At 61.0% G+C, this 13,149-nt stretch carries 14 protein-coding genes; 2 read left to right on the top strand and 12 right to left on the bottom strand.

Annotation, left to right across the window (positions count from 1 at the left end):
- Positions 1 to 29 precede the first annotated feature (29 nt).
- The 7 genes from proX to ACFWHB_RS16665 form a co-directional block, all read right to left on the bottom strand.
- On the bottom strand, positions 30 to 1,034 hold the full coding sequence (gene proX, locus ACFWHB_RS16635; RefSeq protein ID WP_395948881.1) for a glycine betaine/L-proline ABC transporter substrate-binding protein ProX: 1,005 nt from the start codon (positions 1,032 to 1,034) through the stop codon (positions 30 to 32).
- On the bottom strand, positions 1,031 to 2,179 hold the full coding sequence (gene proW / locus ACFWHB_RS16640; protein WP_395948882.1) for a glycine betaine/L-proline ABC transporter permease ProW: 1,149 nt from the start codon (positions 2,177 to 2,179) through the stop codon (positions 1,031 to 1,033). Before proW ends, proX begins: the two co-directional genes overlap by 4 nt.
- Entirely contained in the window at positions 2,176 to 3,372 is a 1,197-nt protein-coding gene (gene proV, locus ACFWHB_RS16645) for a glycine betaine/L-proline ABC transporter ATP-binding protein ProV (protein ID WP_395948883.1), read from the bottom strand. The genes proW and proV overlap by 4 nt, the downstream gene beginning before the upstream one ends.
- Before the next feature lie 462 nt (positions 3,373 to 3,834).
- Entirely contained in the window at positions 3,835 to 4,329 is a 495-nt protein-coding gene (gene folA / locus ACFWHB_RS16650) for a type 3 dihydrofolate reductase (RefSeq protein WP_395948884.1), read from the bottom strand.
- Positions 4,330 to 4,353: 24 nt separating this feature from the next.
- Entirely contained in the window at positions 4,354 to 4,821 is a 468-nt protein-coding gene (locus ACFWHB_RS16655; RefSeq protein ID WP_106887671.1) for a threonine/serine exporter family protein, read from the bottom strand.
- Between the two features lie 115 nt (positions 4,822 to 4,936).
- Positions 4,937 to 5,749, bottom strand: coding sequence for a threonine/serine exporter family protein (locus tag ACFWHB_RS16660; RefSeq protein ID WP_106887672.1), 813 nt, complete (start codon positions 5,747 to 5,749; stop codon positions 4,937 to 4,939).
- A 220-nt stretch (positions 5,750 to 5,969) separates the two neighbouring features.
- A complete protein-coding gene (locus ACFWHB_RS16665; protein WP_106887673.1) occupies positions 5,970 to 6,308 on the bottom strand; it encodes a DUF3135 domain-containing protein in 339 nt (112 codons plus the stop codon).
- A 402-nt stretch (positions 6,309 to 6,710) separates the two neighbouring features.
- Between ACFWHB_RS16665 and mog the strand changes: the two genes are divergently transcribed.
- Positions 6,711 to 7,241: a molybdopterin adenylyltransferase gene (mog, locus tag ACFWHB_RS16670; RefSeq protein ID WP_025325984.1), complete on the top strand. Its 531-nt coding sequence runs from the start codon at positions 6,711 to 6,713 to the stop codon at positions 7,239 to 7,241.
- Between the two features lie 37 nt (positions 7,242 to 7,278).
- Here the strand turns inward: mog and ACFWHB_RS16675 are convergent, their stop codons facing one another.
- The 3 genes from ACFWHB_RS16675 to ACFWHB_RS16685 form a co-directional block, all read right to left on the bottom strand.
- A complete protein-coding gene (locus tag ACFWHB_RS16675) occupies positions 7,279 to 7,626 on the bottom strand; it encodes a DUF2541 family protein (protein WP_289985135.1) in 348 nt (115 codons plus the stop codon).
- 239 nt (positions 7,627 to 7,865) lie between these two features.
- Positions 7,866 to 8,621, bottom strand: coding sequence for a DNA/RNA non-specific endonuclease (locus tag ACFWHB_RS16680; protein WP_289985007.1), 756 nt, complete (start codon positions 8,619 to 8,621; stop codon positions 7,866 to 7,868).
- Positions 8,622 to 8,864: 243 nt separating this feature from the next.
- Complete coding sequence (locus ACFWHB_RS16685; RefSeq protein WP_168234491.1) at positions 8,865 to 9,842, bottom strand: cytochrome-c peroxidase; 978 nt, start codon at positions 9,840 to 9,842, stop codon at positions 8,865 to 8,867.
- A gap of 449 nt (positions 9,843 to 10,291) precedes the next feature.
- Here ACFWHB_RS16685 and ACFWHB_RS16690 point away from each other — a divergent pair, with 449 nt between their 5' ends.
- Positions 10,292 to 11,017, top strand: a complete 726-nt coding sequence (locus ACFWHB_RS16690) for a carbonic anhydrase (RefSeq protein WP_289985009.1) — start codon at positions 10,292 to 10,294, stop codon at positions 11,015 to 11,017.
- A gap of 72 nt (positions 11,018 to 11,089) precedes the next feature.
- Here ACFWHB_RS16690 and ACFWHB_RS16695 read toward each other — a convergent pair whose 3' ends face one another.
- Entirely contained in the window at positions 11,090 to 11,998 is a 909-nt protein-coding gene (locus ACFWHB_RS16695; RefSeq protein ID WP_368169966.1) for a pseudouridine-5'-phosphate glycosidase, read from the bottom strand.
- The gene (locus tag ACFWHB_RS16700; protein ID WP_234677185.1) at positions 11,992 to 13,083 is read right to left on the bottom strand and encodes a PfkB family carbohydrate kinase; all 1,092 of its coding nucleotides are present in this window, start codon (positions 13,081 to 13,083) and stop codon (positions 11,992 to 11,994) included. The genes ACFWHB_RS16695 and ACFWHB_RS16700 overlap by 7 nt, the downstream gene beginning before the upstream one ends.
- Between the last annotated feature and the right edge of the window lie 66 nt (positions 13,084 to 13,149).

Below are 13,149 nucleotides of genomic sequence, written 5' to 3' on the forward strand. Positions count from 1 at the left end.
TCCATGGACTGGGCCGCGCCGAGGGGGCCTTAGCCCGCTGATTTGTCTTGCGCTGCGGCGGCGCGTGCCTGGGTCAGCCAGTCATTGACCAGGGCCTGGTGTCCCTTGAGCCAGGCATCGGCGTGGCGCTCCACATCCGCCGGCTTGTTCTGTCCCTTGTTCATCAGGCCGTTCTGGATGTTGATGTCGTTCAACGGCAGCTTGACGATGCTGAAGAGCTTGGCTGCCGCCGGGTTGACATCGGTGAAGGCCTTGTTGGCGACTATGTGCATGGTGTTGACGGCAAAACCGTAGTTCTTGCCGCTCGGCAGCCGGGTCTTGTCCCCATCAGGGGCATCGGCGGGCACCTCCAGCCACACCACATCCTTGCCCGGCACCAGCTCGCTGCTGAGCCAGTAAGGGGTCCAGGTGTAGTAGAGCACCGGCTTGCCGGCCTGGTAACGGGCCAGGGTATCGGCGATCAGGGCCGCGTAATTGCCCTGCTTGTGGGTGACTGTCGGGGTCAGGCCGAACTCGTCCAGATGATGGTTGATGGCCCCTTCGCAGCCCCAGCCCGGGTTGCAGCCCACCAGATCGGCCTTGCCATCCCCGTCGCCGTCAAACAGCGCCGCCAGCTTGGGATCCTTGAGCTGACCCAGGTTGGTGATGCCGTACCGGGCCGCCGTCTTCTTGTCGATGAGGTAGCCCTGGGCGGCGCCGGCCACATAGGTGCCCTGACGGAAGAACACCTTGTCGCCCCCCGCCTGTTCGTACTTGTTGTCCTGCAGCGGTATCCAGTTGAAGGCGAGGAAGGTGCCATCCCCCTGCGCCACCGAGGCGTAGGCCACGTTGTAATCCACCTCCTGGGCGGGCTGCACCTCGTAGCCGAGACGACCCATCAGCTTGCTGATCAGCAGGCTCTGGAAGGCCTCCTCCGGCAAGGAGCTCTGCAGGGGCTGCACCTTGACCCCCTCCCCCGGCAGCGCTGTATTGGCCATGGCGAGGGAACTCAGCAGCAGGGCGCTCAGGGTCAATCCTTTGGTGATCTGTTTCATGCATTTACTCCTTTGTAATCGAGGGATTTGCCGCGGCCGCACAGGCGCAGCAGCAGGGCGACGGGACCGCGCTGATACCAGCGGCCGACCCGGCTGCGATCCGGCTGTCCCATCGCCTGGGTCAGTCGGTCGAGCACTATGGCCAGCAGCACTATGCCGAGGCCACCGATGGAGGCGAGCCCCATGTCGAGGCGGCCTATGCCGCGCAGCACCATCTGGCCCAGACCGCCGACCGCTATCATGGAGGCGATCACCACCATGGAGAGCGCCAGCATCAGGGTCTGGTTGACCCCTGCCATGATGGTGGGCATGGCGAGCGGCAGCTGCACCTTGAACAGCAGCTGGGAGGGGCTGGCACCGAACGAGTGGGCCGCCTCCACCAAGTCAGCTGGCACCTGGCGGATCCCCAGCATGGTGAGACGGATCATCGGCGGCAGGGCGAAGATGACGGTCACCACCACCCCGGGCACATTGCCGATGCCAAACAGCATGACGATGGGGATGAGGTAGACGAAGGCCGGGGTGGTCTGCATGGCATCCAGCAGCGGCCGGGTCCAGGTGGAGAGCCGCTCGCTACGGGCCAGCAAAATGCCGACCGGCAAGCCTATCAGCACGCAGAAGAAGAGCGAGGTCAGCACCAGGGACAGGGTCACCATGGCATCGGACCAGGCGCCGATAAGGCCGATCCCAACAAGAGACGCGAGCGTGCCGAGCGCCATGCGGCCGCCCACCAGCTGCCAGGCGATCAGGGTCAAGAGCCCCATCATCAGGGTGGAAGGCACAGTCTGCAGCAGCTGGGTCATGGCCCCCAGGGCCAGCTCCACAGGGGCGCGGATCAGCTGGAACACAGGCCGCAGGTTCTCCACCAGCCAGCCGATGCCCCCCTCGACCCAGGTATCCAGCGGCACCAGGGCCTGCTGGAAGGGATCCAGCCAGTCGACGGCGGCACTATTATCGACGACTGCGATCTGGCTCTGCCAGTCTGCCGCCTCTGTGGCCGTACTGCCCCAGGGATCCTCGGCTGTGGTGGTGGTCGCAGCGCCCCAGGGATCGGCCTGCGCCTCGTCGGCCCAGGCGGGAGCGCTCGTCAATAGCAACAGCGCCAGCAAGCCGGTCAGCAGACGGTTCAAGAGGTTGAGATTCATACCGGGGTACTCCTGTCCAGGGTGTTGAGCAGATTGGCCTTGGAGATGAGTCCCAGATAGGTGCCATCCTCCTCGACCACGGGCACCTGACAGGGTGCTGCGGCCACCTGGCTGATGAGTTCGTTGAGGGAGGTGTCGGCCAGGATGGGCTGGATGTCCGCCAGCAGCGCCTGCTCCAGGCTCCCCTTGTCACGGACCGCCTGACCGAGCGACTCGACCGAGACAACCCCGAGGAAGCGGCGGCTGCGATCCACCACGTAGCCGTACTCCCGCTCCAGCTCCTTGAGCTGGCGCAGGGCGTTGCCCGGCCCGTCGGTGGTGTGTTTCTTGATAAGCGGCGTCTGCTTGCGGCTGGCCACATCCCGGGCGCTGAAGACGTTGGCCAGATCCACCCCGCGAAAGAAGGCGCGCACATAGTCGTTGGCGGGCTGGTTCAGGATCTCGTCCGGGGTACCCACCTGCACCAGCTGGCCATCCTGCATGATGGCGATGCGATCGCCGATGCGCATCGCCTCGTCCAGATCGTGGGAGATGAAGATGATGGTGCGCTGCTGGCTCGCCTGCAGCTTGAGCAGCTCGTCCTGCATCTCGGTGCGGATCAGGGGATCCAGCGCCGAGAAGGCCTCGTCCATCAGCAAAATGTCAGGGTCATTTGCCAGCGCCCGGGCCAGGCCGACCCGCTGCTTCATGCCGCCGGAGAGGGCGTCGGGGAAGGCGTCGATCCACTGTCCCAGACCCACCTGATGGAGCGCCTGACGGGCACTCTGCTGGCGCTCCGCCAGCGGCACCCCGGCCAGCTCCAGGCCGAAGGCGGTGTTTTCCAGCACGCTCAGGTGGGGCATCAGGGCGAAGGACTGGAACACCATGCTGATCTTCTTGCGGCGCACCTGGCGCAGTTCGCGCTCCGAGATGGCGGCTATGTCCTCGCCATCGATCAGCACCTGGCCACGGGTCGGCTCGATCAGCCGGTTGAAGAGACGCACTAGGGTGGACTTGCCCGAGCCGGAGAGGCCCATCACCACGAAGATCTCCCCCTCGTTGATGGCCAGATTGACATCCTGGACCCCCAGGGTCTGCCCGGTCTTTTGCAGTATGCTGGCGCGGTCGTGCCCTTTCGCCAGCAATTTGAACGCTTTTTCCGGATGTTCTCCGAATATTTTATAGAGCGATTTCACTTCGAGTTTGACTGTCATACTGTCCTTTTTCTATGGCCGGCATATTGCTGTTCCTGCTGCCGAACGCGCACCAATTACTTTCAACACTAAACAATTAGGCCAAATAACAAAAGAACCATAAGAGTCCACAAAAACAAGTATCGACATAAATAACTGATTTTTATAACTTATTTAAGGTAACAAAAATTCAACAGATGACCGAAATGGATCGGAAAAATATGAGGTAGCTGCATGAATAGTCCGTTTATTATCCATATCATGAGTAGAATCAAGGGAGTGAGGAGCATAAATGAGGGTAACCCCCGGACTGAGGACCCCTTTCATCAAGACCCATAAAACAATTACAACATTAATCATATTTAATCCCTGTGAAGGGGGGGGGTTAGGGGAGGATTGAGCAGGAAAGGGGCCTATGCGGAGCGCGGCGGCGAAGTCGAAAAAAAGCCCCTCGCAGTGGAGGGGCCTTGCTGACGGGAAGGATTAGCGTCGCAGCCAGGTTTCGAAGCAATAAGGATGAGGGTTCTTCTCGTCGGGCTGATGGGGATCGCTCTCGGTGCGCACCCAGTCTCCCTCATCGAAGGCGGGGAAGCGGGTATCCCCTGCCACCGCCAGATCGATGCGTGTCAGATAGAGCCTGTCGGCCCGGGGCAGCAGCTGGCCATAGAGATGACCCCCCCCTATCACCATCAGCTCATCCACTTTCTCGCCCCTTGCCAGCAAGGTGAGCGCGGCCTCGACCGAATCGACCACCTCCACCCCTTCTGCGCAATAGTCAGGGTTGCGGCTGATCACCAGGTTGCGGCGTCCGGGCAGCGGGCGACCTATGGACTCGAAGGTCTTGCGCCCCATCAGCACCGGCTTGCCGAGCGTCACCCGCTTGAAGTGGGCCAGATCGGCGGGCAGATGCCAGGGCATCTGGTTGTCCAGGCCAATCACGCGATCGTGCGCCATGGCGGCAATCATGGAAATGTGCATGGGTTCAGCCTCTTGCAGCCTGTCTCAGACAATGGGCCGGTTACGGTACACGACCAGAGAGGGGATCGCCAAACCGAAACTGAGGGCCCCCACGATAAAGAGCACCTTGAGGCCGTTGGTCACGGCGTGATGGATAAGCTCCGTGGTCACCCCCGAGATGTTGAGCTCCACCACGGCAATCATGGTCTTGAACGCATAAACACCCGGGATCATGGGGATGATGGAGGCGACGCTGAACACGGGGCGCGGTGCCAGCAGGCGCTTCGACCAGTAGACGCAGACAAAGCCCACCGTAGTAGACGCCGCCAGGGTGGCCCACTCTATGGGCATGCCGTAATGAATGAGCAGGGTGCGCAGGCTGTGGGCCAGGGCGCCTCCCATGGCGCAATACTTCAGCATCCTAGGCGGCACATTGAACAGCATGGCAAAGCCGACCGCCGGTATGGCAGACCAGAACGCATCCCTGGCGAGCAGCAAGAGCAGTTCCATCATGGCCGCGTCCCTCCCGCCAAGACCACCAGACGAGGTCCTGGCCCAACACTCACACTAGTGGCACCGAAACGGCGCGCTATTGTCCCGCTTCGAGCGCGGATAGCGTCATTGCATCTCATATGGAGTTCCACCACAGTTTCCAGCCCCAGATCCCGGTGACCGACATGGCCAGCACTATGCCGATGACGGCGCTGATGGTGAGCAGGGTCGCCATGCCCCAGCGGGCCAGCCCCAGGTTGAAGTAGCCCTTCACCATGTCGGAGACCGCATTGATGAGCGGGAAACCCGGCACCAGCAGCAAGACGCTGGCCGCCATGGCGAGATAGGGTTGGTCTCCCCACTGGAAGTAGGTGGCGCAGGAGGCGATCAGGGTGGCGACGAAGCCGGTCGCGGCGAAGTTGATGAGCGGACTGTGGTGATGGCGAGCCATCAGCTGGCGCACTCGCATCGCCACCGCAGCGGCGATGAAGGTCACCAGGAAGATGGGCCAGTCGCCGCCGAACAGCAGACTGAAGGCGCCGCAGGAGAGCCCCACCATGGGCACTACTAGCCAGGGGTGATAATGGAACGGCACTATGCCGTCGAGCCGCTGGCGCACCTCCCGCACACCGATCAGCTCCTTCTCCGCCAGGATGCAGATGCGCTGGACCTCGCACACCACCTGCATGTTGATCCCCTGATCCCGCACCCGGCGGGTGGTGGTGACGCAACTCCCCTGATAGAGGCTGGTGAGCACTATGGCGCTGGCGGAGATGGCCATCTCGACACTCTCCAGCCCCAGCGCCAACCCGAGCCGGACCGTGGTCTGCTCTATGATGCGCCCCTCGGCACCATGCTGGGCCAGCAACTGACCCACCTTGACGATGATCCGGGTGATCTCTGTCTGTTGCTCCCGCGACAGCACCCTTCTTGGTGTGATACTTCTCATAATCCCTTAGAGTCGTAGCAAGATGAAATGTGCCGAGATATTACCTCAAGCGTTATATTCCTTCATCCATATCTGCGGATTTAGCGGGCCCCATGTTATTAAATGAGTGTGCAATGTGAATTTGCAGCAAATAAAAAACAAACCACCCTTTTTATTAACATTGGGTGGTTTGCGCTGAAGAAAATATTGAAAATAACGGAGCAGGGTGGCGACCAATAAATTATTTATTCCTCGGATGATCCGCCAGCACTATCACATTGTCTGGCGGCAGCCTCTCTTCGGCTTGCGCCAGAGACTCCTCCTGCAGCTGAATGATGTGGCGGCGCATGGTATACACGGAGTCGTGCATCATGTTGGCAATCCGGATGCAGCTGTCGAGATTGTTCCTGGCCAGACGGCGCTGGCAATCGATGCGAAACTGCAGGCCCCGCAACCGCCGCTGCCGATCCGGCCCCACCTGCGCTATCAGGGCCTCTATCTGCTGATGCAACAGGGCATCGAGCCGCTCCGGCTCGGCCAGGGCCCAGTGTTTGAGCGTATCAAAATCTGGCAGCTCCATATCCCCTCCTGGCCAGACGCCTCCCACATCCAAGTGCGACCACGCCCGGCACATCATTTCGCTGTCCATAGGAAGGTTATATAAGATAGTGGGGATTTGGGTCTGTCGGCTCCGAGTCACAGGAGTCCGCTTTTTCATCCAGTGGGCGGATATTGGGCGAGAGGAAAGATTAATTCTTTAGGATTCATGAAATTATAGTGATGCCCCATGCGTCACTTTTTTTATAAATTTTAAAGGCTTTTATGGCTCTTCTTATTCCCTATTCATCGATAGCGAATAGATCTGCTTTTCGTTCGACTCTCAATTTAGACCTTGCCATGTCGCACCCAAGCCGGTGGTTTAACATATCTCACTGATTATGTTATTTTATTTACCACTTTTTCCAATGACCAAGGGTTGAGCATGAGCAAGGCAAGAATCGGTATAGTCACCGTCAGCGATCGCGCCAGCGCGGGCATCTATGAAGATCTCTCCGGCAAGGCCATCATCGACACCCTTGACGCCTATCTGACCTCGGAGTGGGAACCCGTCTATCAGGTAATCCCGGATGAGCAGGATCAGATTGAGGCGACCCTGGTTCGGCTGGCGGATGAGGAGTCATGCTGCCTCATCGTCACCACGGGCGGCACAGGACCGGCCAAGCGGGATGTGACGCCGGAAGCCACCGAAGCCGTGTGCGATCGCATGATGCCGGGCTTTGGCGAACTGATGCGGGCCGAGTCACTCAAGTTCGTGCCCACCGCCATTTTGTCACGCCAGACCGCCGGCCTGCGCGGCAGCTCCCTCATCGTCAACCTGCCGGGCAAGCCCAAGTCCATCCGCGAGTGCCTGGATGCGGTCTTCCCCGCCATCCCCTACTGCATCGACCTGATGGACGGGCCCTATCTCGAGTGCGATGAAGCCGTCATCAAGCCATTCCGCCCCAAGAAATAGCTAAATGGACGGGGGATGTTAAGCCCCCGTCCCTCTCTTATTTACGGCCGTACACCTTGACCCCCGCCTTGCTCCCTTCCGAATTGCCATAAACCTCGATCCGCTTGATGCAGACCCGGCTGCCGAGGGACTTCCAGCCGGACTCCTGATCCTCTTTCAGGCTCTTGTCAAAATGCAGTGTCTTGCTGCGGTCATTGCCGTAGATCACCTTGACCCTGTCCAGGGTCAGCTCCCGCCCCGCCTTGACCATGATGGACTTGGCCGGACGACAGATGATGACGGGAATGATGGCAGCATGGTCGCCCACCCCCAGCAGCATGGTATTGCCCAGCCGAAATTCATCATCGGCCATGGCCGGGGACACAACCCCGCCGAGCAGCGCCATCGGCACCAGGATGCGCAAGGCGCGGGTAAAGGGGGATGAGAGATGAAGAGAAAACAGAGCTGACATTATGCCTCCTGAAAAAAGGGGCATGATAAGGGCCCATAGCCAAACCCAAGCTGTACTGGAGCTGTACCAGTGGGCAAGGCAATAGCCAGGCGAGGCTCATTCCGATGATGGCACCTCACGCCCGGGACCTGTGATGACAGGGACTCAGGCCCCCGTCATCACCTCTGGGGAGACTAGTTGCCCCACATGGTCATCAGCTGGGATTCCATGGCCTCTTCCGCCTCATCCGGCAGCGCGGCGAAGAAATCGAGCCCGGTCTGCTCCTCCACCGCATCCACAGTCACTATGTAGTCCGCAAGCCGGCTGGCCGACACATTCTCCTGGGGCAGGATGAAGGCGATGGCTTCCTGGTTGGCCACGTCCATCACCACCCTGTAATAGGCATGGGGCACAGTCACGCCATTGCCGATGGCGCCATCGGAATTGGTGAAGATGGGGCCCGTGATCACCTGGACATTCTCATAGGCGATGGCCCACTGCCGGGTCTTCTCCTCCAGAATGCGCCAGGCCCCCTGATTGAGGGCCGGCAACTGCGGCGTCATGTTGGTCAGCAGGAAGCTCTGCTTCATGGTGGTGGCGCTGGTGCGCATGTCCGCCGCGGGCGCCTGATGGCCGCGGTCAAAGCCCGAGCCCTTGTAGTCCGCCAGGGTGGCGCGGTACTGCACCGGCACCTCCTTGTCTTCGGCGAAGGCATCCTTGCGCGGCACCTGCCCCTGGGCGCTGGCCACCGTCATCCGGTAAGAGACCCAGTCAGAGACCTTGGTGTCGTAGTTGTAACCGGCGGCATAGCCCTCCCGGCACAACAGCTGACTGGATTGACCAGGCACTCCCAGGGCAACGTGATCCTTGCACTGGAAGCCCGCCGCCAGGGTCGGGAAAGTGGTGAGAGTAAATCCGATAGCCAGAACTAATTTATTGATATTATTCATTATTATGCCACTCCTTGTGTTAGGCGGAGTGATTTGACACCAGGTCGGATGAGCAAGGCAATCGCACAAATAGCGAGCAGTGCGGAAATGTGAGGGGGACGGCAGATCGGTGAAATCCCTGTCGCCAGCTGGGGGATTGCCATCCCGTCCTCGCTGTGACAGGAACGGCACTTTGACTTGGTTATCAGATAGATAGGCAGACAAAAAGCGGAGCCACCGGCTCCGCCACTCTCCTCATGTAGCTCAGCTCTTCACCTCAGGCCTGGGGGTATCGGGCCGGGACGGCGGCAGTATGGGCAGCACTATCTGCGGCTGCTCCCCGGTCAGGCTCTCGAGGTAGGCGGTCATGTCGTCGGCCTCCTGCTCGCTCAGGCGCTGGCCGAGCTGGATGTCCGCCATGATCTGCACCGCCTCCTTGAGATCCCAGACGGCGCCGTCGTGGAAGTAGGGGTAGGTCAGCTCTATGTTGCGCAGGGTGGGCACCTTGAACCAGCCGATGAGCTGCGGCTCGCCGGTCACGGCGCCGCGTCCCTGGGCAGGGTTGTCGGTCTGGTAGTGCTTGACCAGCCCCATCTTCTGGAAGGAGTTGCCACCTATGGCGACCCCGTTGTGGCAGGCGGTGCAGCCCTTCTCCTTGAACAGCTGGTACCCCTTCAGTTGCTGCGCCGTCAGCGCCTTGCCGTCCCCCTTCAGCCAGCGATCGAAGGGGGCATTGGGGGTGATCAGGGTCTCCTCGAAGGCGGCGATGGCATCGGTGACTTCATCTATGCCAAAGTCCGCCTTGCCGTAGACGGCATCGAAGCGGGCGCGGTACTCGGGCAGGGTATGCAGGGTGCCCACCGCCAGCTTGTGGGTGAAGGCCATCTCCAGCGGGTTCTCGATGGGCCCGGCCGCCTGCTCCTTCAGATCCTTGGCGCGACCATCCCAGAACTGCACGAAGTTGAGGCTGGAGTTGAGCACGGTCGGGGAGTTGATCGGCCCCTCCTTCCACTTGTGGCCGAGGGAGCTGACCTGATTGTCCACCCCGCCGGTCGCTAGGTTGTGGCAGGAGTTGCAGGAGATGGCATTGGATTTTGACAGTCTCGGTTCGAAGAACAGCATCTTGCCCAGCTCGACTTTCGCCGGGTCTTTCACCTTGGCGGCTTCGACCGCTTGTATCGGCTCACTCGCCCACCCCATCCCGGGCAAGGCCAGTGCCAGCAGCAGACAATATTTATTCATCTTTTTTCTCTCCCTTGAGTCTGCGAACAATCGCAGCCTCAGCCTGCCCGGGAAAGGCTGTCTCTTATTTGCCCAAGATCAATATGAGTTACAAAAAACTACAACAAAAACAATGGATTGATTTATTTTAGACGGAATAACGGCGGGGACTTGCGAGGTAAAAACAAGCTGAATTTCGATGCGTGAATTATGAGCTAATTCATCAGCAACGACAGCCTATTAATTAGATTGCTGTCATTGAATAAAGCGATTATTCAATATGCAGTGGCGACAGTCCATTAATTAGATCCATTTAATATGCATCATAAATATGGTCAGCTGTCGCCATAAATAATAAAGAAGCCGGTCTGAACTGCTGTTCCCCTTATTTCAGACGATGCCATTTGTTATTCCTTCACTTAATCAAGGAGGCGAATGGTTGTGCTTTTCAATCAAGATAAGGATATATGATGATAAAGTCCCTGCTGGCCGGCGCCCTGCTGCTCTGCCCCGCCGCCTTCGCCGCCACTGTGCACTGGGAATACAGTGGCGAGGCCGGCCCGGCGAAATGGGCAAGGCTGACCCCGGAGTTTGGCCAGTGCGCCGGCAGCAACCAGTCGCCGGTCAACCTCACGGCTCTGGTGGAGGCCGAGCTGGCGCCGCTGCAGTTCCACTACCTGCCAGGCGGCAAGACGCTGGTCAACAATGGCCACACGGTACAGGTCAACTATGCCCCCGGCAGCAACTTGCAACTCGACGGTATGGCGTTCGAGCTCAAGCAGTTCCACTTCCACGCCCCCAGCGAAAACCTCATCGAGGGCAGGTCCTACCCCCTGGAGGGGCACCTGGTCCACGCCAACGACAAGGGGGAGCTGGCGGTGGTAGCGGTGATGTTCGAGGCGGGCCGCGCCAACCCGGCCCTGAGCCAGGCCTGGCAGGCGCTGCCAGCCAAGGCGGGGGAAACTCGCGCCCTCAAGGTGCCGCTCTCGGCAGAGCAACTGCTGCCCACCCAGCGCGACTACTACCGCTTCAGCGGCTCGCTGACCACACCGCCCTGCTCGGAAGGAGTGCGCTGGCTGGTGATGAAGCAGCCGGTGCAGGTGAGTCAGGCCCAGATCGACGCCTTCAAGGCGGTGATGCACCACCCCAACAACAGACCCGTCCAGCCTCTCAACGGGCGCCAGGTGCTGCAATAGGGTTTTATGTAAGCGATTTTCGCAATAAAAAGAGGGCCTATTGGCCCTCTTTTGCATCTATCACAAAGATGTTTACAGGCTGGCGGCAATCTTTGCCCCCAGGGCGGCGTTGTTCAGCACCAGCTGGATGTTGGCCGCCAGGGAGTTGCCGCCGGTCAGCTCGCACACCCGCGCCAGCAGGAAGGGGGTGGATGCCTTGCCCTTGACGTCCTGCTCGTCCGCTTCCTGCAGCGCCTGGGCAATGGCCGCATCTATGTCGGCCTTGGGCATGGCAAACTGGGTCGGGATCGGGTTGGTGACCACGGCGCCACCGGCCAGCCCCAGCTCCCACTTGAGGCGCAGCGCCTCGGCAATGGCCGCCGGGGTGTCGAGGCGGTAATCCACCTTGAAGCCACTCTCGCGGGTGTAGAAGGCGGGCAGCTCATCGGTCTGGTAGCCGATGACGGGCACCCCCTGGGTCTCCAGGTACTCCAGGGTCAGGCCGATGTCGAGTATCGACTTGGCACCGGCGCAGACCACGGCCACCGGGGTCTGGGCGAACTCCTGCAGATCCGCCGAGATGTCGAAGGTCTCCTGGGCGCCGCGGTGCACGCCGCCGATGCCGCCGGTGGCGAACACCCGGATCCCCGCCATGGCGGCGATGATCATGGTGGAGGCTACCGTGGTTGCCCCCAGCCCCTTGTTCGCCAGCACGAAGGGGATATCCCGTCGGCTGCACTTGGTGGCGGCGTGACCGGCCTTGCCCAGCGCCTCCAGCGCCCCCGCATCCAGCCCCACCTTGAGGCGGCCATCCAGAATGGCGATGGTGGCCGGCACGGCGCCGTTGTCGCGCACCACCTGCTCCACCTGGCGCGCCGTCTCCACGTTCTGCGGATAGGGCATGCCGTGGGAGATGATGGTGGACTCCAGGGCTACGACGGGTTTGCCGGCGGCCAGGGCCGCAGCGACTTCAGGTTGGATATCGAGGTAAGCGTTCAACATGGGTACTCCTCCAGCATGCGTTCAACGGCGGCCTTGGATAGGCCGGAAAAGACGGTATCGGAACAATTGACGGTGAGGGCGGCGCAGCCGAGGGCGAAACGGGTCGTCTCCATGATGCCCTGCTCCTGCAACCAGGCGTGGGCCAGCCCTGCCATGAAGGCATCGCCACCGCCGGTCACGTTGACGACGGGGCTGCCGAGCACGGGCAGATGGCCCTGGCACTCCCCGTCGCTGTAGAAAATCCCCTGATCCCCGAGGCTCAGGAACAGCCGCTGCACCCCTGCCCGGTGGAACCAGGCCGCCGCCATGGGCCAGGTATCTGGCCCAGCTATGGTGAAGCCGCACAGCTGCTCGGCCTCGCTGCGGTTCGGTTTGAGGGTGTGGATCCGATGCAGCCAGGGGCGGATCTTCTCCACCTTGGCCACAGAGACGGTGTCGACGAAGATGATGTGCTCACCCTGACGCTCGAACAGCCAGTCCAGGGTGTGGGTGGCGAGATTGGTGTCCAGCACCCAGAGCCGGGCCGCGCCAAGGAAACCGCTGAGCGGGGTAAGCCTGGCCGGGGTGAGTTCGTCGATGATGCCCATGTCGTTGACGGCGCAGCTCATCTCGCCGCTGCCATCGTGCAGGCTGAGGTAACAGGAGGTCGCCTGCCCCTCCAGCACCAGCGTCTGGCGCACGTCGACGCCGGCGCGCTGGCTCACCTCCAGCAGGTGATGACCGTACTGATCGTTGCCCACAGCCGTCAGCAGCCGGGTGTCGGTGCCGAGCCGCGCCAGGTTCTCGGCTATGTTGCGCCCCACCCCGCCGGCGGAGGTGCGGACCCGGCCCGGGTTGGAGTCGCCGATGCGCAGGTTGTCGTGGCTGCAGCCACAGATGTCCATGTTGGCGCCGCCGATCACCACGGCGTAGGGGCCTTCTCGCAGCACATAGCCGCGCCCCTGCACATAGCCCTGGCGCATCAGGCTGGAGATGTGACTCGCCAGCGCGGAGCGGCTGATACCCAGCCTGTCTGCCAGCTCCTGCTGGGCAATCATGGGATCCTGGCGCAGCAGGGCGAGGATCTCTTGTTCACGTTCCGTCATAGACAAACATCCAGTTGCAAACGTTTGTCCATTATTTCCGAAAAACGTTTTCCCGCCATCCTCTCG

The sequence above is a fragment of the Aeromonas mytilicola subsp. aquatica genome (genome assembly GCF_044336385.1).
GTDB classification, from domain to species: domain Bacteria; phylum Pseudomonadota; class Gammaproteobacteria; order Enterobacterales; family Aeromonadaceae; genus Aeromonas; species Aeromonas rivipollensis.

Bases quoted from the DNA above. Each gene is read 5' to 3' on its own strand.
- proX (WP_395948881.1), bottom strand. From the start codon at position 1,034: ATGAAACAGATCACCAAAGGATTGACCCTGAGCGCCCTGCTGCTGAGT.
- proW (WP_395948882.1), bottom strand. From the start codon at position 2,179: ATGAATCTCAACCTCTTGAACCGTCTGCTGACCGGCTTGCTGGCGCTG.
- proV (WP_395948883.1), bottom strand. From the start codon at position 3,372: ATGACAGTCAAACTCGAAGTGAAATCGCTCTATAAAATATTCGGAGAA.
- folA (WP_395948884.1), bottom strand. From the start codon at position 4,329: ATGCACATTTCCATGATTGCCGCCATGGCGCACGATCGCGTGATTGGC.
- ACFWHB_RS16655 (WP_106887671.1), bottom strand. From the start codon at position 4,821: ATGATGGAACTGCTCTTGCTGCTCGCCAGGGATGCGTTCTGGTCTGCC.
- ACFWHB_RS16660 (WP_106887672.1), bottom strand. From the start codon at position 5,749: ATGAGAAGTATCACACCAAGAAGGGTGCTGTCGCGGGAGCAACAGACA.
- ACFWHB_RS16665 (WP_106887673.1), bottom strand. From the start codon at position 6,308: ATGGAGCTGCCAGATTTTGATACGCTCAAACACTGGGCCCTGGCCGAG.
- mog (WP_025325984.1), top strand. From the start codon at position 6,711: ATGAGCAAGGCAAGAATCGGTATAGTCACCGTCAGCGATCGCGCCAGC.
- ACFWHB_RS16675 (WP_289985135.1), bottom strand. From the start codon at position 7,626: ATGGCGCTGCTCGGCGGGGTTGTGTCCCCGGCCATGGCCGATGATGAA.
- ACFWHB_RS16680 (WP_289985007.1), bottom strand. From the start codon at position 8,621: ATGAATAATATCAATAAATTAGTTCTGGCTATCGGATTTACTCTCACC.
- ACFWHB_RS16685 (WP_168234491.1), bottom strand. From the start codon at position 9,842: ATGAATAAATATTGTCTGCTGCTGGCACTGGCCTTGCCCGGGATGGGG.
- ACFWHB_RS16690 (WP_289985009.1), top strand. From the start codon at position 10,292: ATGATAAAGTCCCTGCTGGCCGGCGCCCTGCTGCTCTGCCCCGCCGCC.
- ACFWHB_RS16695 (WP_368169966.1), bottom strand. From the start codon at position 11,998: ATGTTGAACGCTTACCTCGATATCCAACCTGAAGTCGCTGCGGCCCTG.
- ACFWHB_RS16700 (WP_234677185.1), bottom strand. From the start codon at position 13,083: ATGACGGAACGTGAACAAGAGATCCTCGCCCTGCTGCGCCAGGATCCC.